A 22,082-nucleotide genomic window follows, 5' to 3' on the forward strand; every position below is an offset into this window, starting at 1 on the left:
ATGTCTATAGTTATAACATTTTACTCTAAAGATAACCATTCATTATTAATAATTTTAATATTTACTCTAGCTAATTTTTTTCTAGATAGCAAAGAAAAAAAATATTTACATTTAAAAGAGTAAATTTAATAAAAAAAGAGTTGCAAATACAACTCTTTTTTCATATTATTTAGCCTGCATAATAACTCATATCTTCAAGAGTAAGATTCATTGAATCTAATTGATATGTCTCATATCCATTAGAATATTGATTAGTATATCCATTATTTCTATATACAAGCTCAATATTTATTTTCCAATATTTCATATATGATGTATTATTTAGCAAATTTCTTAAAGATGCACTTTCTGCCTCAGCCATTACCTTTGCAGTATCATAAGTTAATGTAATAAAATTTACAAGTGGTAATCTTTTAGTAACTTTAACACAAGCATTAGCAATAACACCTAATATTGTATCAATCCCAGTATAATTTAAATTTCCAAAATCCTCAGCTTCACCTAATTGATTAATTATGTCTTGTTTTGTAACAAAAGTATATTTAGTTATAGTATTTGACATATTATCATCTCCCTAAAATTAATTAAAAGTAAAATTTTGTTAGCTAACTCATTTGCTTTACACTTACTAAAAGGATATTTAAAATCATTTTGTAAACCTAATATTTAATTAATTTTATTTTTTATCTCTTTGATGTTTAAATTTATTGAATCTAAAGTGTTTAATTTTTAGTTAAGTTGTTTTAACTCATGTACTATAAAGCCTATTTTTTCAAATAATAAATCCTCATGCCTTAAAGATTTTATCTAGTTAATTTCATATCTAACAGTTTATATTTATCTCTTACAATTAATTTAATATACATACAGTTAATATACTTTACTTACAATTTATCGTAAATAAAAATATGGCTTAATCCTTTGATACATAAAGGATTAAGCTATATTTTTATTTTAAAGAAAATAACATGAAATTTTATAGTCTTATCCACTAATTTAATAGCTAGTACTTTGATTTTAATAACTTTAATATTAAATTTTACAACTTTACATTTTAAAAGAAGGCTGTGGTTTAAAAACGTGTTGATCTTGTTACATATTGTGAAGTGTGCTAAAGAATTTGACTTAAGAACATCTAAATGAGTATAGTCCCATTCCAGCTTGTTCCAAAACAAGTTTTGGACAAGCAATTAATGTGACAATACTCATTAAGAGTTCTAAAAGTCAAATTCTAATGCACGCTTCACAAAAATGTAACAAGATCAACACTATTTAAAAACAGAGTCAAAAGAAAAACCACAAATAGGACTAATATTGCTGCATACCAGTAATATTAGTCCTATTTTTTAGAAATCTATATGATTTTAGGTGTAGCAGTGGTAAATTTCATGTAGAAATTAGGAGGCTGTCTCATAATCCAAATCATTTAATGATATGATGTATATTCAAAAAAAGAAATAGAAATAACATTTGTGGAAGAAGCATTGAAAAATAAGCTTAGAGTTTCTTTATTTGAAGTTGTTCCATAAATGATTGTCCTAATGCATATTAGGAGCAATCTTTTATGGGTACAACTTTAAATATTAGAAACTCTTAGCGAAATTTTTCTAGTCTTCTTTAATAAATGTTATTTCTATTTCTTTGTTATTACTTCACTTGGTAATTCTGAGACAACCCCTTATAAGTGTTCAATTGTTAATTATTAGTTTTGGATAAACCACTTATCAAAAAGATTAAGGCATATTAAAGAACTTTAGATAACAAGAAATAAGGCACATTCAAAAAAATAGCAGACTAAGGATGTGCCTAAACTTAATGATCTTAAAAAAATACTAAGTTTAATCAAATTATCATATTATATTGTAATTAAGAATCACTTATAAAGGCGCATACATAATGCTTATTCCCCTCTTTGATAGAAAGCCTTAGGGATTAAGCTAACACAAAATGGCACTTTTTTTAGTTGAGGCATATTAAAGAAAATAACAAGTCAAATATATTAGCTGACTTACTTGTTATTTATTTTAATATGTCTAAGGCAAGTCTATAATAAGGATAATGCTTGTTTAATCTCATCTTTAAGATCATAATCAACTTGATTATTAGTATATTCTATAAAATACTCGCCATACTCATAGCTTCTCATATTATTTAAGTCACGAAGCTTTTTAAACTCTTTATATTCATTTACAACACTTTTAACTACAGCAGCAGCATATGCAGGCAATGACTTTATATTTTCTCTGCTTTTATGAATTTGAATAGCTATATATTTATTTATTATAAGCTGAGCAACTCTTTCTTTTAAAAACCATTCCTTAAGATTTGAAATTGCACGTACAAGATGCATTACTAATTTTTTAGTTAAGGTTATCCCAGCAAATTTAACTTTTTCCATAACAAGATTGTGTTCTTTTAGATTATTAAGCTTAACTAATTCAATACAATCATCTTCTAATACCTTTCTATTAATGCTTTCACATTCAAAGTAAAATTTAAAATTTGTATTTCTTTTAGGTGATAAATCTTTTAAACGCGCAGCTTCACTATTGTCTTTAAATATTTCTGAATATTTATTAAGCATCTTATTTATAGTGTATTTTGCATAATACTTAGATTTAGTTTTTAAAACTTTCATCCAGCCACTACTTGGCTTTAGTAAGTTCATAGAAAAACCATCATGGAACTTTGAAGCTTTAGAATCTGATAGCTCTGACATATATATCATGAGTCTTTTTTCTCTAGCTTTCATTTTTATAAACTCGGGTGTAAAGAAGAATTTTCTTATATGGGTATAACCAGTTGAAGCATATGATGATTCATTATTAGAATCATACTTAGACTTTGTCATATTCTCCATATCAACTAGAATCCAACTATGTAATACACTATCATATTCTAAAATAGATTTTTCTATTAATTTATCTATGCAATTAAACACTGTTTTGTAAGCAATATTTAAATTTCTTCTAACAAGAGCTATAAGATCAGCTTTAGAATCACTAAATGTTTGTATAAGATATTTTGAATTAACTTCACTCGCCATATCAACTAATGATATATATGTATCAAGAATATAATATTCATTGCATTCAAATATGATTTTAGATAAATGAGAATTATATAGTTTAGTAGCCATTTCTTCTTCACCTCCCTTTGCCTATAGATTATATAGTTCATTGTATTTTATAACGCAAAATAAAGCAAAATCGCGATTTTTCCACTCAGATACGTAGATTCTTTACACGGTCTGACGAAGGAATGCGGTCTAAGGGCACTTTTCCACTCAGATACGTAAATTCTAGGACAGAAGCTTGAAGGCTAGTGATAGACTTGGTTTACAGAGTTGTCATAATTTTAAGTTTTTTCATTTTTACAAAATTCATGAATTTTTTCCACTCAGATACGTAAACTCTGTGCAAACGCAAGAGAAATTGCAGAAACAAAGGAGGAATTCCACTTAGATACGTAGATTCTATGCAAAAGAACAAAAAAATACAAGAAAAATGCATGAGGAAAACTTAAAAATTGCAAAAATAAATTTAATTTTCTACTAAAATACGTAGATTTTTTAAAAAAAACCACAATTTCCAGTTAAGTAAGGAAAAATTCCACTCAGATACGTAGATTCCGTGCAATCTTCCACTCAGATACGTAGATTCTGAGCACAAAAATACAAAAAACAGCTTAAAATCATAATAAAATTGGAAATTAGTAAAGGCTAAGTACCAAAAAATTAGTACTTAGCCTTTAAATCATATGGAATACAGTTTATTAAAAATGCTATATTTAAAACCGTGTCGATATTATTCAGCGTGCTAAAGAATTGGATTTAACAACATCAACGCTCTTCTAAAATAATTCATATTATTAAAGTTAATAGTAATATAAATCCTGCTACAAGATATAGGAAGCTCTTATCTACAAAGCAAGATATCATCTCTACTTTTTGCTATTTCCTGCATTTTATCTGTAAATCCATTTATACTAAATAGTACGTACCATTCTTTTTAAAAAAGTGCTATTGCAAGTAAGTAACCACCCATGAATAGGTGGTTACTTACTTGCAATTTTACCAGAAATATATACATTTAAAACTCCAATTATTAGAAGTAATATTCTATTCACCATATAGTATATAGGTGATATTTTATAATAAAAATTATTTGTATTTGCACCAAGAGAAAATATTTTAAATAAGTGACTTGAAGATAAATAATCACACATAATATATGATAGAGTTAAAAACATTGCTGCATATATGTTTTTTGTACTTGTTGTTATTAATAATATTAATGAAGTTAAAAATATTAAATTAGGAATAAATCGTAATGATAATACAACATTTTTTAAATCTAAAAAAGATATCGCTCTATAATATATTAAAGCTGTTATAAATGAACCAACTATAAAGATACTAACGTAGATAAGCCATCTAATAAATACTATATAATTGAATTTATTATAATTTAAAAAAGTTATTAATTCATGAGTATTATCTTTATAATCATCATAAAATGCATATACTACAATAGAACAACAAATTATAGGAATAGTGTAGTCATACATCATATCTACACTTGAAGGAACCATACGGTTTGATATCATAGATAGATATTCAACAGGTGCAGGATTGAATATTGATATTAATAATAATAAAAATAATGTAATAAAAGAAATTTTGATTAATTTTCCATTAACATCATAAATTTTAAAATAATTATTATAAAGAATTTTTAAGGTTTTGGAAAAATACGAAGGCATTTTCTAATGAAACCTCCTTTTCAAGCTGACTATTATTAATAGCATTATCATCACATAATAGAAACTTAATTTTTATTTTGTTGTTATCCAATCTTTTTTCTTCAATTATTTTAACTTTTTTTGTAATAAGTTCTAATTCATCAACATTAATATTAGCCGTATATATTTTATTCTTTGCTGTATTTATAGCTTCACTTGTTGTTCCGTTAAATAAGATAGAGCTATTACTTATAATTAAGATTTTATTTGTATATAGTTCAACATCCTCTAAAATATGAGTTGAAATCAATACTATTCTGTCCTTTCCAATTTCAGAAAGATAATGTCTAAACTCTAGTCTTTGTTCCGGATCAAGACCAACAGTAGGTTCATCTATTATAACTAAATTAGGGTTTCCAATTATTGATTGTGCAATACCAAGTCTTCTTTTATATCCACCTGAATACTTTCCTATATTTTTATATATAACATTATCTAGTTTGAACTGTTCTACAGCTTTTTCAATTTGTTTCTTTTTTTCATTAGTATCCATGTTTTTAATATCACATACATATGATAAAAAATCATATCCTGTTATATTATTATATATGTCAAATTTCTGTGGTAAATATCCAATTATGTCCTTTTTATTGGAATAGCCTAATAAATTTGTATCATTTAAAAGAACTTTTCCCGTAGATGGTTTATTGGATCCAATAAGTATTTTCATTAATGTTGTTTTACCTGCACCATTATGTCCTAATAACGATGTTATTCCATTTTCACAAGTAAAAGATATATCTTTTAATATATTTTTTTTAAAATATGAGAAATTAATATTATCTACTATTAATTTATTATTCATATAGTAACCCCTCCTAATTATAATTCTAATAATAAGACATCATCAGATAATTTTATACTACTATAATTACTTACATGTACTCCTACAATAACTTTTTTATATTTTTTATATTTTAATTCATTAATTTCATTTTGTGATAATTTATTGTGAGGATCATTTAAATAATCTAAGATATAATCATCTAAGGACATTTTAAAATTATCTAAATCATTTGCGCTTGGAATTACATATTCAATTCCATCATTAAGAAAATCTTTATACTGCCCTGAAAATAAATTCACTTTTTGCGTTGTTCCTTCTAATAAATATTGATTATATTTAATTTGTGTATCTAAATTCGAGTATATATTAGATGAACTATTAATTTTCATACTATAATTTATAGGAAGATTATCATTATTTACATATGGATACCAAGAAAAAGAATCTGTAAGATTTATAGCATGATTATTGCAGTAAAAAGTATCTACCCCTAAGGAGTCTTCAATATGTATATAACCTTTATATGAAATAGAAATATTAACATTTTCTTTTTGATTAGATTTATAATCCAATGTGATTTTATCCTTTTCATGAGTAAATTGTACTGGGTTATTATCTATTTTAATTTCGTCTATTTTAAATAAATCATCTAATTCTAATATTATAGAGTCATTAGGATTATTAATATCTAACTGAAATGAAACATTGTTTTTAAAATTATTATCAATATTTATATCCATTTTATAAGAACTAATATGATACTTTAAATTGTCAGCCTTAGAAAAATCATATTTATGAATATACAAAACACTATTTAATCCTACTGAGATGGTAATTATCATACATATAATAATTAAAAAAGAACTAACTACAGATAATATTCTTTTCTTTTTATTTATTATTATTTTAATTGATAGAATTAGTAATATTGTAATAAATAGTATTAATAATTTATCACAAAAGTATGATATATTAAATATTTCATCACATAAAATATTTGTTGGTATAACAGTACTATCACCATAGATGTTTAAAAATTTATTAATTACATTAGATTCAGTTAATGGATTAAATAAATAAAATGGAAAAAAAGCATAAACTATTACTGAAATAACAATAGAAACCCACTTTTTAAATAGAGTTCCAACAGATGCACCTATTGAAATAGAAATCAGATTTGATAAATTTAGTATTATAAACAAATTAAGTATCCCTTTAAGCACAAAAAAAGAGTTAATATTAGCATTTTTAAAAACTAATATTAATGTTATAGGTATTAATGAGACGACTATAGAAATAATTAATCCTGATAATACAATAGTCAAATACTTTTTAAAAATATCTAATTCTAAAAAATCCATAAGTTCATATTTTTTAGCTAAGACTGATGAAGTAGATATTAAAAAATATAGATTCAAAGAAATCATTGCAAAACAAGTTACATTAGTATATTGCAATATAGATGAATGTTTTAATGCGCTTAATTGAATAATAAATATAAAAATACTAAAAAGTAATGAAATGAAAAAAAGAGGTGTTTTAATTAGTACTTTAATATAAAAGTTTGCTAATTTTAACATTATTTAAGTCCTTTCTTTAATTAAGTAAAGATTATTTTATTGAGTAAATTTCATAATCACAAAGGCCTGTCTTATATAGGTACTTAATAATATTTTCACAATTACTAACTAACGTGAAACTTTAAAAATAGAACCTTAGTATTATAAGACTAATTATTTATAATTATGAAACTTATTCATTATAATCTTTACTTAAATATTTTGTATATAATTTCTAACTAGTAAAAATTAGTCACTAAATGATAAATAAGCTGACGCGTTCTTGCTAGAGGGTATCCATTTTCCATAATACTTTTGATACTCACCATCAGAATCAGTTTTTTTTGCAGTAAAATTTGTTGTCTCTTGACCATTATCAAACACAAGAGATAACGTTGAACCAACTTGTGGATCTGGTGCCCATGCTACTACCTTATAGGCTTTTGCTTTACCTTTCTTATAACTAGCTTCACCATAAAAATATCGAGTACCATTTCCTAATACTAATTCATCTGTTTGACTAGGTGTTGTAAGCTCTTTTTGAAAATATGTGTTAGCAGCAACTGGACTAGCAGTTAATAGTGTGCATGCTAATATGCTAACAGCACATAATTTATTTAGTAAGCTCTTTTTCATTTTAAAACCTCCCTCGTTTAAATTAATAATTTTATAGTAACTATTCAGCTATAGCTATTTATTTACATTGTAGTTAACTACAAATATATATTTACATAATATTAAATATATGTAAATATATATTCCTCTAAACGTACAAAATCAGGAACTAAACGCAAATGTTTGATTTTTTTACCTTATTTATACAATTAATTCCGTTTAACCCTAAAATATTCCGTTTAGTTCCTTAATATATACATATTGTCTAAATAATAGTATATATTCACCAAATAAAATATATACTTCAACATAATGGATAAAAAAAGTAACACAGATATCACCTTTTTCTCATTATCTGTGTTACTTTTTTATTTTATATTCTTCAAATTTCTTTTCAAGTTCTTTATCTTTAATTAGGAATAAATATTCTAAAAAATCTGCTAATGTTTTAATATTTTTTTGAAAAAGAAACAGCAATACTTAAGTATAAAATTAAAGTAATAGTAAAAACATTATTAACTCACAAAAAGGTTAGTTGCTCTTATTAATTCCACATTAGGCACATTAAAATAAATAACAAATCAGTATGCTAGTCTATTTTGCGTCATACTGTGTTGATAAAATCATCCCATAGGCCTACTATGAGATGATTTCATCTCCTTGTCTGACACAAAATATACATCGCATCTTTGACTTGTTATTTTCTTTTAGATGTCTAAAGTAATTGATCTGGACATTCAATTACTTTAGAATTACTTGGACTAATCTGAAGTTTTAATAGTTCATTAGAAGATAAAGGAATATAGTTTATTTCAAAAGAAACACTTTTTTTATCATACAGAGCAGTAGATACTACAATATGACTATTTTCTAATTCATTAAGTGCAACAATAAGTCTATCTCTTTTTCTATCTATCCTTTTAGTATTCCAATAGATTGCTGTAGATATCTTAGAAAGGCTTATAGTTTCATTATAAGGAGTATTTGTTATAGCACACTTATATCTTCTCTTTTGAAGCCAAATAGCTAATTGCTGTGCATCTGCACCTAAAGAATTAAATATATCTCCATCATATTCTAATGTACTTTTCTTTAAAATAAGTTCCTTTAAAATGCTTCCAAGATAAACTTTAGCCATACGAATACCATTACTTTCATATATAGAACTTTCTAAAAAGATACCGTTAATTGAGTTTCCTTCTATGTTATAAGACAAAGTCATACTACCAAGTTTTGCAATAGAGCTCTCAATTGCATCATAATTTTTAATTGTATTTGCAAGGCCTAAATCTAAAGTAATTTGATAAATACTTTTTATAATTGGATCTCCAAGGACAATTTTATGAAAATGAGTATAATAATAGCTAATTATCTTAACATCTAACCTATTTAGATATTTTACAGACTTAACTAGGGCAATTTGAGTTAACAAATCCAATACCTTTTCTGAATTTCCACCGTTCTTAATTTGAAGGTATGTTCTTTGCTCTAGTTGCAGTAATAATTCATTTTGTTCATCTTCTCCAATCATTATATATCTATCAATTGTTGAAGGATGACTAATATCTGTACATGTATCTAAGTCTTTCTTTTGTTCTTCTGTCAAAAAATATGTTCGTGAAGTAGTATCCACGGGTATTTGCGAGAGAATACTAGGAATTTTAGTAGTGTTATTTGCGTTAATTTCTTCCTCATGGCAAAGCTTAGAAAACTGCACAAAAATATCATTCTTAAAAGCTGTCGCAATTGATGCTTTACTAAGACTATCTATATACAAAAAATCACTAAGCAATGAATCTATATTTGTCTTCCATTCATTTAATGGAGCTAAACACTTTTCTTTATATTCATCTAAATTTTTAGAATCAAAATAGCTTTTAAACTTTTTAACTGAAATTTGTTTAGCTAAAACTTTTCTATATTGAATTTCAGCAAACTCAATGTCTTTTGCATATTTATTGTTTTTGGTTGCAAGTACCTTATTTACCCATCTTGTCTTAGTTCTTTTAACATTTGAATTTATATTTTTCATTAGTAATTCTCTTTTTTCTAGATCCTGAATATCCTCTAAATCAGAAGATAGACCTTTAAAAAAATCTTCAAAATTTTTCTTAACTAACTTTTCATATTTTATTTTAAACTTTTTAATAATCTTATCTTTAAATAATTCACTCATATATACACCTACTCTTATGTTTGTAATTTATTATATATGTTTTAACTAATGATATTCAATGTAAATTATAAACTTTTGATAAAATTTGTATTTTGCAATATAGATATTTAAAATATGAATGACAACTTATAAGTTATATTTAATGATTTAATTCTTATTAATCTTATATAATGGTTACAAAAAAAGTTACATATAGTATTACGTATTTTGTAACACTATATGTAATTTTTTTTGTACGTACTTTGTTAATATTTATGTAACATAAATATTAACTTTAATTTTCAAAAATATTCAATACTTTTGTTAGTGTTAGGCACATGAAATAAAATAACAAGTCCAAAATGCTATGCATATTTTTCATCAGATAAGGGAGATAGATTGGTCTCATAGCGGGCCTATTAGGACAATCTGCCGACGTGAGCAGTGAACCCAAATCTATGATTTGGTGTGAATCGCTTACTCAGTGAGCGTATGCGAGTCGAGCTTCCTATGATGGAAAATAGGCTAGCATATGGACTTGTTATTTTTTGAATGTGCCTTACATTGCTTGTTACTTAATTTGTTACTATTTTAGTTACATGTTTTGTGACAAAAAATGTATCAATATAAAGCTCCCATTGAAGTTATATGCTCCCTAGAATAGTTACAGGAAAAACATATAAATGTTGATATTATTATTAGAATTATTTTCATAGAAATTAATTGACTGTGTTATAATTAATTTAAGAAAATTTTAAATGATAATTTATTTCTTTAAGGAGGTAATACTATGATCGAAGTAATATTATGTATTTTAAGTATTATTGGAACAATATCAGTAACTGTTGCTATGGCTAATATAGGAAAAGCACATAATAAAACTAATTAATTTTAGAGTTCTAAAAGTAAATTTCACTGTCCATGAGATTGATATAATAATATCAACACGGTTTTAAAATAAAGGGCCTGTCTCATAATACAAATCATTTAATGATATGATGTATATTCAAAAAAAGAAATAGGAATAACATTTGTGGAAGAAGCATTGAAAAATAAGCTTAGAGTTTCTTCATTTGAAGTTGTTCCATAAATGATTGTCCTAATGCACATTAGGAACAATCTTTTATGGGTACAACTTTAAATGTTAGAAACTATTAGCGAAATTTTTCTAGTCTTCTTTAATAAATGTTATTTCTATTTCTTTTTTATTACTTCACTTGATAATTCTGAGACAGCCTCTATTATTTCTTATTGTTGGTTTAGTAAAAAATTCACTTTTTTAATTAAATTGACAATTTAATTAAACTTAGTATAAAATATAACAATGTGTCTAGTGGCAAATAATGCATATAAAGCAAAAAAATATCGATTATAATTGTTAAATGTAAAATAAACTTATATATGGGGGAATTTCAATGCAAGAAAACAAAGAGACAAATGAGTATTATGAAAATGGTATATGTAAAAAATGTAAACAAGCATATATAGATACGTCTGAAGGTAAGTATTCTATTTTATGTAGTGAATGTAGAGAACAACAGATCCAATATCCAATTCCAAAAATCCTTATAGGAATCGGAATATTACTTTTAGTACTAGTTGTAAGGTCGATTATATTAATTATTAATAATTTCTATTAATAATTTAAATGAAAATGAAAATAGTTATGAAGTAACAGAGTATGTTAAGAACAATTAAAATTTTTATTAAATGTACTAGACTAAGATAAAGCCTTGATAAATTATTATGTCAAACAATAGGGGGAAATACATATGATTATAATACCTAGCTTTTTAATTTCGATTTTAACTTTTCCAGGGGTAATTGTACATGAAATTGCACATCAAATATTTTGTAGATTAATGAGAGTCCCTGTTTACGAGGTCAAATATTTTCAATTAACAAATCCATGTGGTTATGTTTCACATGAACCTAGTGATAAACCTTTAAAAGTATTTTTAATTTCAATAGGACCTTTTTTAGTAAATACTATTTTAGGTGCGATATTTACTTTACCAGCAACAATTGAATTTTTTCAATTTAGAAATTCTACAAGTCTTATTAATATATTTCTTGGTTGGATTGGAATTTCTATTTTAATGCATGCATTTCCAAGTACAGGTGATGCTAAAGTAATGATAAACTCAATTTTAAAAAATGATGAAGTGTCTGTTATAGTGAAAATACTAATATTACCTGTTATTGGAATTATTTATATTGGTTCTTGGGGATCAGTAGTATGGCTTGATTTAGTTTATGCTGTTGCTATTGCAACGCTGTTTTCAACAATAGTGGTAAATATGCTTTAAACAGAAAATAGAATTATTAGGCTTTGTTAGACTAAATTATTTAAAAATGGCTCTGTTTTAAAACCGTGTTGATATTGTTACATATTGTTAAGTGGGCTAAAGAATTAAACAAAAATGTAACAATATCAACACTATATTAAAACAGAGCATTAAAAATAGGTAATCCGAAAATGGATTACCTATTTGTTTATATACTCAAAAACTTTACTATATCAGGGTATTAGTATGCTGATTTAATAAATTCCCAGTAAATTAATTCATTGTCTCTATTAATTTCTTTCAATCCAGCCTTTTCTAATATTCGAGCAGAAGGTTTGTTGCTAATCAAACACTCAGCCTTAATAACTTTAACACTTTCTTGAAAGTTTAACCAATCCATAATAGCATTTAAAGATTCAAAGCCGAAACCTTTTCCTCTTTCATGTTCTACTAATCCAAATCCAACTTCAACTTCGCCTTTTTCATTAGGGCTTCCATGAAAACCTATATCTCCAATTATTCTCTTATTATTTTTGTCTACTATCATCCAAGTTTCAAATCCAGTTGGTATCTTATTTTTTTCTAAGGAATTATTTATAATTGGCAAAATATCCATTGTATCTTCTGTAGGCCATTTTTTATCACATTTAATTCCAAGTTTCTCAATTTCTTTACTACTTCCATTTATTAAAGATTTAGTTATTTCCAATGTTATAGGTATTAATATTAACTTATTTGTACATATATTTTTTAAATTCATCTTATTTTCCACCTTTCAATATAAAAAAATAGTCTATAGAAATAAAGGTGGATTAATACTTGTAAATTTAACTTAAGTAATAAACCACCTTATTCCCATTTATAAAACTTTTCATAAAACCAACTCCTGTTACTTTTTTTATAAAAGGATATAAATACAATATGTCCATTCTTTTGTATAGGCTATGTTTTAAGTGAATGTTGATATTGTAAAACATAGTCTTTACATAAATTGTATTATATGTCCAATTATATGTAAATAGGTTGCACAAAAAACTTAAGTAATAGTTATTCATTATTGTTTGTAAGGATGTTTGTCCTACAGAAGTTATCCATGGATCTACATGGTAATAGGTATGTTATATATACTAGATCCCATTATTTCTATTTTACTTAAGGCATAGGAAATAAAATAACAAGTCAAAGATGCAATGTATATTTTGCGTCAGACAAGGAGATATATTTCATTATAAATATACTAATATATTTTTCTTTGTATATGATAAAGAAAATATCATAAGAAATAGTACAGCTTTTAAAAATAGATATAATACTAGTTTTGACAAAAAGAATATAGAGACGATAATTATTCAGCCTATAACGTTATAAAAGGTCACATAGATTGTAACACTTTATGTTACAATCTATGTGACCTTTTTAGTTACGTGTTTAGTTACTGGCGTAATAATGGTATCTGTATCTCATCACTAAATTGCAACTTTGGATTTGTTATTTATTTTTATGTGCCTTATTTAAAACAGCTGAAAGTATTTTTTCAAAGCATTCACATGCATAAGAAAAAAGCTATTTGAATTGTTCATTAGCATTTGTTTTACATTTTTTATGTGATGGGTTATATAATTAAGCGTGAAATGTAGATTCAATTAATCCCATTATGGCTGGAATCAAAAACAACCCACTTATAACAATAGCGATAGTTGGCAATACTTTTTTCGATTCTTTTTGAAATCTTGCAATTATCCCTAATATAAAACTTATAAGCGAAATTCCAACTACGATTAATGCTGCTATTGAAGGTGATACATTTGGAATGCTTGAAGTCATTGTAACAGGATCAACAAAAACAATAGCTAATATAGCTGTAATAATTATATAAGTTATTAATATTAACATAAGAATAAACTAGGCAATTCCTATATTTGTAAGTTTTAAATTTCTCAAAACTTTTCCTCCATTACAACAAAATAAATTTATACATTAAATGAATTTACTGTAATTATAACACATCTACTTTTTATTGTTGCAACTTAATTATAATGGATAATTTATGTATTGAGGAGATGCTTTTGAATCTCTTTTTTTGTTAGTGTTACATTATTTGTTACTTAATTTGTAACTATTTTAGTTACTTATTTTATTACAAATAATGTATCAATATCAACCTCACCTTGAAGTTATATGGCTCCTAGAATAGTAATAGAATTTAATTAGCAGTATCAATTAAATTATTTCAATTTAAACATTCTACAAGTCTTATTAATATTTTTCTTGGTTGGATTGGAATTTCTATTTTAATACATGCATTTCCAAGTACAGGTGATGCTAAAGTCATTATAAACTCAATTTTAAAATGTTGTGAACTATACTTAAATATAGATTATGTTTATAAGGAGAACTCCAATTGAAAATCTCTTGTGTCACTTTCGTATAGTTCTTTGTTTATTTCTTCCGCCTCTTTACATCCTATTGCAAAATAAAATGCAATTGTTTCCTCAGCCGAACCAGCACAAATATAAATTTTGTCTGCATTCCATTCTTTTGCTATATTTGCAGAAAGCATAAATAATTTTTTACCTATTCCTTTATTTCTACATTCTAATGTTATAAACAATTGCTCTAATAAAACATAATTATGCCTTTCTCCAAAGAACTGGCGATTAATTGTTGCAAATCCTAATAACTTATTATTGCTATCAAAAGCACCAATTGCACTTCCCCCATTTAAAATAGTTTTTTTAAAATGGCTGATGTGATATTCATAACCATTCGGCCAATCGTAATCTTGGTAATTTATTTCTACTAACTGGTGTTTTCCATCTACTTCTCTCCAGGCTTTTCCTACATATTGAGATGGATTCATTTCATTTATACACTGACACTCTTCTACTGATAATTTTCTATATATAACACTACTCATAAATTCACCTCCACATATATCTAATATCCATAATCTTCGTCTTATACAACAATTAATTCGTCATAATTTACTGTTGTATAAGACGAAGATGATGACTTAACTCAACTTTAAATTATCCTCATATAACGAAATCACGCAAATATAGATTCCTTTAACGTAATTACCTTTTTATCTAAATCAACCTCTGTCTCAATTCCATATGGAATAATACATTTTGGTTGTGCATGTCCAAAATTCACATTATATATAATTGGTAAATCTTTATTTTCGATAGTCTTACAGTAAATTTCTTTATATTGCTCGTAATATTGCTCGTCTTGGGGCTTTCCAACTATAATTCCGCTAATGACATCAAATATGCCTGCGTTTTTTAAAGTAAGTAATTCTTTTTCAAATTTTTCAGGTTTTGGTTTTTCTTCACAAGTTTCAAGAAACAATATTTTATTTTTCCATTCATTTAATGTTGGAAATATTCCATACTTCTCACATATAGCTTTTTCATTGTCATATCGTGTATTGGTTAATATATCATAGAAACTTTCAAGGCAACCACCCAAAAGTCTTCCACTAAATTTTTCTTTTCCTTGTAGAACTTCATATCCTTTTTCCTCTAAGTGTTCTACTCTACTTGTTCCTACTGCATCTATAGAAAAATCTGTACGTTCCTCATACCATATATTACTTGATTCTATACAGTCCTCATTATGATATTCAAAATACTTCAAAAATGCTCTTTTTGTATATGGCAACATTTGTTTATCCAATTCAGCTAAATCACAAACAAAATTAGGACCATAAAAAGTTCCTATTCCTAATTTATAGAACATCAAGTGGTTAATTGTAGTATCTGAAAAACCCGTAAATAATTTAGGATTATTTTGAACAGCATTAATAAAATCTTTATCATCTAATAAATATGGTAATGTTCTATATGTATCATCTCCTCCAATTGCACAAATAATCCCTTTTATGGATGTATCATAAAAAGCATCTTTTAAATCCTGTGCTCTGGCTTCTGGATGATTTTTCAAATACTATATTCCTTTTAATGCGTTTGGCATTACAACGGGTATTAATCCAAACTCTTTTATTCTCTTTAGTCCCAAATCTAATTCATGTTTTGCAAAATCTTCACCAAGCATACCACTCGACATGCTTACAACTGCAACCTTATCTCCAATTTGTAGCTTATGTGGCTTCTTTAATTCCTTCATTTTATCATTCCTTTATATAAGATTTATTTCGTAGTCAATAAACAATCTTACCTCGTTATATAATAATAATATTATGCTTTAAATGATTTAGTAAGATTTCCAAGTTATATACCCTTTATATTACTCATTATATTGTATCCATCACTAGGATAACCTCCGTATCCAAGCCACCACTTTGGATAAATTATTGGAAGTGCTGTACATATAAATTGCAATATATGATAATATGCTGAAAAAGAGATTAATTTTTTAAGTAAATTATAATTTATAATTCCACTAATAAATATTAGACTTACTCCTATAACTAAAGAAATAATTGGTCCACCAGCAGAAGTAAATATCCTCTGCCATTTTGTTAGTTTACTTCTATTCGAATCTACAAAACCCAAAAATGGTTGAAATCTTCCTATCTGAATACATAATTTACTAAAATTAATCTCTTTTGTTTTTGTAGTATTATCTCCCAATGTTATTTTAACCGTATCTTTTGTAAATACTAACGCCGGTATAGCATGACCAAACTCATGTGATATTGTAGCAAGCTGACCAAATATGCAAACCAAAATAATATTTAATAAAATATTTATAACATTCAATCCCATCCCTCCATTAATACGTCATAATTTACCATTATGAATCAATTATAACATATTTTGTAAATATAACATTATTCAATTTTTAAAGAACATTTTTATATTTACTACGTCAAATCTAGATATTAGGTAACAATTTAAAATCATTACAATTCTTTATATTCCCAATGCTCTTTTTTAACTTTATCTACTGTTTGCTATCCTTTAGATCTTAAAAATATTGAGCAACAAAAAAATCGCAAATCAATCTCTTGAATAATGCGATATTCCATCTGCTATTTATTGAAAATTCATTTTCAGGGATAACATAGTCACTTTTATCTTTATAAATCTATCTGGCAGAATATATAGTTAATAATATTACTTTATGTTTTAAATAAGTAGTAGATTCTAATAAAAGTTTCACTTCTTCTTTTGTTAAATATTTAGCTACGTTCACTAACAAGGTTGAAATTATAGCAAAACCTACGTAGGATTATAATCAACCATCTTAGAAGTCAATTTCACATTTAGAAGCATGGTCTCCGTTAATGAGAGGTAAGATATTTGAAATCCCTCTTTTAGAAGAGCTTGCAAGAAAATATAAAAAAACAATATCTCAAATTGTGCTTAGATGGGATTTACAAATGGGAGTTGTGACTATTCCTAAATCAACTACCCCATCAAGAATAAAAGAAAATGCATCAATATTTGATTTTGAAATAAGCAAAGAAGATATAATTAAAATTCAACAATTAGATAAAGGTATAAGAGTGGGTTCAGACCCTAATAAAGTTTACGCTTGTTCAGATATGTCCAACCGATAATATTATTTAAAAAATGAGCTCAAGCTGTTGTTTTCCTTGAGCTCATATTCTAAAAATTTTTATAAACATCTAACATGAATCAATTTAAATATCCATAAAACAAGTTATATTGATTGCAGATAATTAAATATATTAAATGGATCATATTTTTCATTTACCTCTTTTAATCTACATACATTTCCACCATAATACTCTTTTTCATAATTTCTTAATGGACTGTATGGAAAATTAACAAATGAACCGTCCGTTATCATTTTTATATAATTTAATCTGCTAGCTACCCATTCTTTATTTTCTTCAGCAAAAATTGAGTTCTCCCATACTGATTGTATACCTATAATATAATTAGAATCTCTATAATAAAAAGCTGTTTCATGTTTTCCCTTATCCTTCACTGCTCCACCTAATCCGTAAAAGGTGATGGCAGCATAAACTGAACCTATAGGTTTGTGTTGAATAGATGATGCTAATTTTAATAACTCACCCTTTGAATATATTCTATTTTCAAATCTACCTGTAGATTTAAACTTTTCACTATCTGGATATATCGCTTCAACCTTTTTTATAGCATTTATAAAAGTTGTATATTCAAAATTAGACTTAGCCTTTGGTAATACTAGTAGTGGTTTTAATATTTTCGTAAGCTCTTTTATATCTCCATAAAATAAGCCTATAATAAATGCTGCAACACCTTCATCTTCAGAATTATAAAAACTAGTTCTCATATTTACTCTTCTATCTAGTGTTTGATATAAATCTTGAAATACATTCATAATATTTGCTTGTTCTAAAGCGGTAGTGTTTGGATAATATATTGTAAATAAGGTTACCTTATTTAATTTAGGTGGTAATCTAAATGTTAATGAAGTAACTATTCCAAAATTTCCTCCACCAGCTCCCCTTAATGCCCAAAATAAATCACTATTACAATCTCTATTTGCAATAATTATTTTGCCTCTATAATCTACAAGCTCAAATTCTACTACATTATCTAAACCTAAACCAAATAATCTACAAGATAGACCCCATCCTCCACCTAAAGTATATCCTGCCACCCCAACAGTTGGACAAGTTCCTCCTGGAAAAGGATACCCTCTTGTGCCTACATATTCATAAAGCTCATTATTTTGTACCCCTGATTCTATTCTTACTGTATTGTTTAATTCATTTATAATTATTTTCTTCATCCTACTTACATCAATTACTATAACATTATCTCCAATTGAATAACCTTCATAATTGTGTCCACCAGATCTTATTCTAAAATTAATATTTTTTATAATGCAAAATCTTAACGCACTTACAACATCTTCTCTGCTAGTACAATATAATATGGCTATTGGATATTTTTGTATTGATCTATTCCATACTTGTCTATCTTCTTCATACTCAATGTTATTAGGCGTTACAATTTCACCATTAAAGCATAAATCCTTAGTTAATCTCATCATTCTCATCCTTTGTAGTAGAATATTTTGATTTACAATAAATCCATCTACTGCTATTAATATATGATGAATATATCAATTGATTTCACATATTATATTAAAATATGTGTTCTGTAAAATATTAAAAAACATATTTTACTTAAATTAAACCTCTTTGAGAAATCCTCAATAAATTAAGTAGCTATTTTAAGCTGATTAATATTTATTTACTACTCAGCAACTTATCCATATTATATATAAATAAAATAAAACCAGCTATATTTGTTTTTATATGGTTGGTTAGTTTTAATGACTCTCTATCCAATTTTAGTAAAGTTCGCACTTACTTATGGTACGATTCACCTTATGCATAGCAAGTGATAACACTTTTTTTCTTTCTCACTTAATATACCTCTATTTTAAAATCCTATAACTCCCTTTGCGACAAAAAATATGATAGGCACAAATAAAGCTGGCAACATATTTAAAGTTTTACAGTCTTTTATTTTCAAAATACTAATTCCTGAACTTGCTTGTCCTAAGAAATGTATTTTCCAAAAATAATATCACCAAAAAGATGTTTTTATTCCATATAAAAATAGTACTATTACATTTCATCCAACTATTAATTTTAAAACCGTACCAGAAATACGTGGTACGGTTTACTATATTTCTATTCTTCATAACAAATAATAGGGGTCCCATCTTCTATATTATCAAAAATTGTTTTAGCTAAATATAATGGGGCATTTATGCATCCATGAGTTCCATTTCTCTTATATATCTCGCCACCAAAGGAATCTCTCCAACTTGCATCATGTATTCCTATATTTCCGTTAAATGGCATCCAATAATCTACTTTAGATTCGTAATTTGCTCCATTTAAAGTTGAGCCTTTTTCTTTGTAATTAAGCATATAGACTCCAAGATAAGTAGAATTTCCTTTATTAGGGTCGCCTGTTACTACATCACCTTGAGTAATAAGCTTTCCAGCTTTATAAAACCATAAGTGTTGCCTTGTTATATTAATTTCTACATAAGTATTACCTATATCATCTTCCTCTCTAAATAAAGCCTTTTGAGTATATATAGGTTCTTTTTGAAGTAATTCACCAAGTTTTATGTTTTCTAATAATGCTTTTGTTTCTGCGGCACAATTAATTCTCCATCCATAAAATCCGCCTTTAACTTCTACTATTTTATTTGTAGATGTATTAATTTTTCTTGCTATACCAACTGTGTCATATTTTTTACTCAATTCTTTTACGTATTCATTAACTGCCTTTTCATTTATTACTACTTCTAATTTATCATCAACACTAAGCCATTGATTTATTATGTTTTCATCTAATATTTCATTTTGATTTCCAAATATATAATTTATTTTTACTGCTGCATACTTATTTAATAAATTCTTAGTTTGAACAGTTTTATCAGAACTTAAAGTGTACTTGGGGTTTTCATAACAAGAAGTTTTATCTAAATCTAATTTTGTTTTTCCTTGTAATATACTCATTTTTATATCTTCATTTAATTCATCCTTATGTATCTTATTCCCATACACTTCTTCAACTACTTCATATAAACCATTTGAATATTTAAAACTTACATTTTGGGGTTCTATAATATCTTTATTTAAGCAATTTAATTTATTTATTTTATTTGCTAAATTATCTTTATTATAAAGAAATAAGTCATCTACATAATAATCTTGTTCCTTTAATAATGAACTTATCCATTTATATGAATTTTGTATTTTACTAACTTTAGCAATATCATTTTTTTCGTTGTATTGCATTCTTATATCTTGTCCTATTATTTCTTCTGTTTCTTCGTTTCTTTCAATCAACTGTAACTCATAGTCTTTAATATAACTTCTAATCATATGATTTACGTCATCATGTGCTTTTAATGATACGTTTACTCCATTTATTACTGTATTAAAAAAATAATGATTAACAAAGTATAATGAAATAAGCAAATATATTAGTACAATTGAAGCTATAAAAATAATACTCCTTCCTATAGATTCACTTTTAAAAAGCTTTTTCATATTAATATTCTTCATATCGATTTACACCCTTCATCAAAATACAAACATAATAGTTAATTTATAATATGTTTGTATTTTTGATTTTAAAACTTAATATATAAATGTAATCTTAAAGCTTTTTAAATATATACTATCTTTTCCATTTTTTCACATCCTTTTCATTTTATTTTTCCATATTATATTGTCTTAGTTGCCCTTAACCATTTCACCAATCCCATTAATTGTGATATGATAGGTGAAACGTATTGGAGGTGTTTTATATGAAGGTCTGTGATACATTCAGCTTTAAATTAGCTTGCTCCTTGCAAGGACTACAACAAACTCAGCTATGCTTTGTTTGGAGCCTAAGCTATCAAATTAGCTGAAATGCGTACATGTTTTAGGCTCTGTAACACATAGCTTTTTTTGTATTCTTTGCTTTAATCCTATGATAAATGAGGAGGAGTAAGGAAATGAAATATGCAAAAGCACAAGATGTGTTGCCAGAGGAAATTGTTAAAATAATACAAGAATATGTAGACGGAAAATATCTTTATGTACCCAGAAAAAATGAAAATCATAAGTCCTGGGGAGAAAAGAGTGGTATAAAAAAGAGTCTTAAGGTAAGAAATAATGAGATTTATAAAAAGTACATTGATGGGGCTACTATTAATGAACTAACTCAAGAATATTACCTTTCAGAAAAGAGTATAAGAAGAATAATAGGTAAAGAGAAACTTATATGCTCATAATCATTACAGAATTATTTATTAGATTGAATACTTATTTTAAACTATGTTATGATTTCATTGTTGCAATACAATGAAAGTTATCATTTCTAATTTAAGGCAATGTTCAAAAGAAAATGATTGTGAATATATATTAT

General features: G+C 26.0%; 17 protein-coding genes and 3 pseudogenes. 5 read left to right on the forward strand and 15 right to left on the reverse strand.

All coding sequences use genetic code 11. The features are described 5' to 3' along the window. Positions 1-169: 169 nt before the first annotated feature. From BM027_RS03180 to BM027_RS03210, 7 genes are all read right to left on the reverse strand, one after another. Complete coding sequence (locus BM027_RS03180) at positions 170-562, reverse strand: hypothetical protein (RefSeq protein WP_090088734.1); 393 nt, start codon at positions 560-562, stop codon at positions 170-172. 1,482 nt (positions 563-2,044) lie between these two features. Beyond that, positions 2,045-3,139, reverse strand: a complete 1,095-nt coding sequence (locus BM027_RS03185) for a hypothetical protein (RefSeq protein WP_090088736.1) — start codon at positions 3,137-3,139, stop codon at positions 2,045-2,047. A gap of 917 nt (positions 3,140-4,056) precedes the next feature. Continuing rightward, a complete protein-coding gene (locus tag BM027_RS03190; RefSeq protein WP_090088737.1) occupies positions 4,057-4,764 on the reverse strand; it encodes a hypothetical protein in 708 nt (235 codons plus the stop codon). Then, positions 4,724-5,608 carry an ATP-binding cassette domain-containing protein gene (locus tag BM027_RS03195; RefSeq protein ID WP_090088739.1) on the reverse strand — a complete coding sequence of 295 codons (885 nt, stop codon included), beginning with the start codon at positions 5,606-5,608 and terminating at the stop codon, positions 4,724-4,726. The genes BM027_RS03190 and BM027_RS03195 overlap by 41 nt, the downstream gene beginning before the upstream one ends. A gap of 17 nt (positions 5,609-5,625) precedes the next feature. Beyond that, positions 5,626-7,170, reverse strand: coding sequence for a hypothetical protein (locus BM027_RS03200; protein ID WP_090088741.1), 1,545 nt, complete (start codon positions 7,168-7,170; stop codon positions 5,626-5,628). Positions 7,171-7,398: 228 nt separating this feature from the next. Continuing rightward, positions 7,399-7,785: a hypothetical protein gene (locus BM027_RS03205; protein ID WP_090088743.1), complete on the reverse strand. Its 387-nt coding sequence runs from the start codon at positions 7,783-7,785 to the stop codon at positions 7,399-7,401. A gap of 694 nt (positions 7,786-8,479) precedes the next feature. After that, positions 8,480-9,940, reverse strand: a complete 1,461-nt coding sequence (locus tag BM027_RS03210; RefSeq protein WP_090088745.1) for a hypothetical protein — start codon at positions 9,938-9,940, stop codon at positions 8,480-8,482. A gap of 1,394 nt (positions 9,941-11,334) precedes the next feature. Here BM027_RS03210 and BM027_RS03215 point away from each other — a divergent pair. Together BM027_RS03215 and BM027_RS03220 are read left to right on the forward strand one after the other, a co-directional pair. Beyond that, entirely contained in the window at positions 11,335-11,559 is a 225-nt protein-coding gene (locus tag BM027_RS03215) for a hypothetical protein (RefSeq protein ID WP_090088747.1), read from the forward strand. 132 nt (positions 11,560-11,691) lie between these two features. After that, positions 11,692-12,228: a metalloprotease family protein gene (locus BM027_RS03220; RefSeq protein WP_090088748.1), complete on the forward strand. Its 537-nt coding sequence runs from the start codon at positions 11,692-11,694 to the stop codon at positions 12,226-12,228. Positions 12,229-12,448: 220 nt separating this feature from the next. Here BM027_RS03220 and BM027_RS03225 read toward each other — a convergent pair whose 3' ends face one another. Beyond that, a complete protein-coding gene (locus BM027_RS03225) occupies positions 12,449-12,967 on the reverse strand; it encodes a GNAT family N-acetyltransferase (protein ID WP_090088750.1) in 519 nt (172 codons plus the stop codon). Positions 12,968-13,392: 425 nt separating this feature from the next. Between BM027_RS03225 and BM027_RS18840 the strand changes: the two genes are divergently transcribed. Then, positions 13,393-13,575: a PD-(D/E)XK nuclease domain-containing protein gene (locus BM027_RS18840; protein WP_175559926.1), complete on the forward strand. Its 183-nt coding sequence runs from the start codon at positions 13,393-13,395 to the stop codon at positions 13,573-13,575. 252 nt (positions 13,576-13,827) lie between these two features. Here the strand turns inward: BM027_RS18840 and BM027_RS03230 are convergent, their stop codons facing one another. The 4 genes and pseudogenes from BM027_RS03230 to BM027_RS03245 form a co-directional block, all read right to left on the reverse strand. Beyond that, positions 13,828-14,100, reverse strand: a complete 273-nt coding sequence (locus BM027_RS03230; protein ID WP_242943273.1) for a hypothetical protein — start codon at positions 14,098-14,100, stop codon at positions 13,828-13,830. Between the two features lie 490 nt (positions 14,101-14,590). Beyond that, positions 14,591-15,124 carry a GNAT family N-acetyltransferase gene (locus BM027_RS03235; protein WP_090088753.1) on the reverse strand — a complete coding sequence of 178 codons (534 nt, stop codon included), beginning with the start codon at positions 15,122-15,124 and terminating at the stop codon, positions 14,591-14,593. Positions 15,125-15,255: 131 nt separating this feature from the next. Next, positions 15,256-16,338: pseudogene (locus BM027_RS03240) on the reverse strand (S66 family peptidase). Positions 16,339-16,442: 104 nt separating this feature from the next. Then, positions 16,443-16,934, reverse strand: coding sequence for a M50 family metallopeptidase (locus BM027_RS03245; RefSeq protein ID WP_175559927.1), 492 nt, complete (start codon positions 16,932-16,934; stop codon positions 16,443-16,445). 491 nt (positions 16,935-17,425) lie between these two features. Between BM027_RS03245 and BM027_RS03250 the strand changes: the two are divergent. Further along, positions 17,426-17,737 (forward strand): annotated as a pseudogene (locus BM027_RS03250) (aldo/keto reductase); the annotation flags it as partial. A gap of 104 nt (positions 17,738-17,841) precedes the next feature. Here the strand turns inward: BM027_RS03250 and BM027_RS03255 are convergent. The 3 genes and pseudogenes from BM027_RS03255 to BM027_RS03260 form a co-directional block, all read right to left on the reverse strand. After that, positions 17,842-19,185: an FAD-binding oxidoreductase gene (locus tag BM027_RS03255; RefSeq protein WP_175559928.1), complete on the reverse strand. Its 1,344-nt coding sequence runs from the start codon at positions 19,183-19,185 to the stop codon at positions 17,842-17,844. Between the two features lie 398 nt (positions 19,186-19,583). Continuing rightward, positions 19,584-19,694: pseudogene (locus BM027_RS18425) on the reverse strand (DUF554 domain-containing protein); the annotation flags it as partial. A 143-nt stretch (positions 19,695-19,837) separates the two neighbouring features. Beyond that, entirely contained in the window at positions 19,838-21,232 is a 1,395-nt protein-coding gene (locus BM027_RS03260) for a L,D-transpeptidase family protein (RefSeq protein WP_090088759.1), read from the reverse strand. A gap of 437 nt (positions 21,233-21,669) precedes the next feature. Between BM027_RS03260 and BM027_RS03265 the strand changes: the two genes are divergently transcribed. Beyond that, entirely contained in the window at positions 21,670-21,948 is a 279-nt protein-coding gene (locus BM027_RS03265) for a CD3324 family protein (RefSeq protein WP_090088761.1), read from the forward strand. Positions 21,949-22,082: the final 134 nt, after the last annotated feature.

The organism is Clostridium uliginosum, assembly GCF_900112485.1.
Taxonomy (GTDB): domain Bacteria; phylum Bacillota; class Clostridia; order Clostridiales; family Clostridiaceae; genus Clostridium; species Clostridium uliginosum.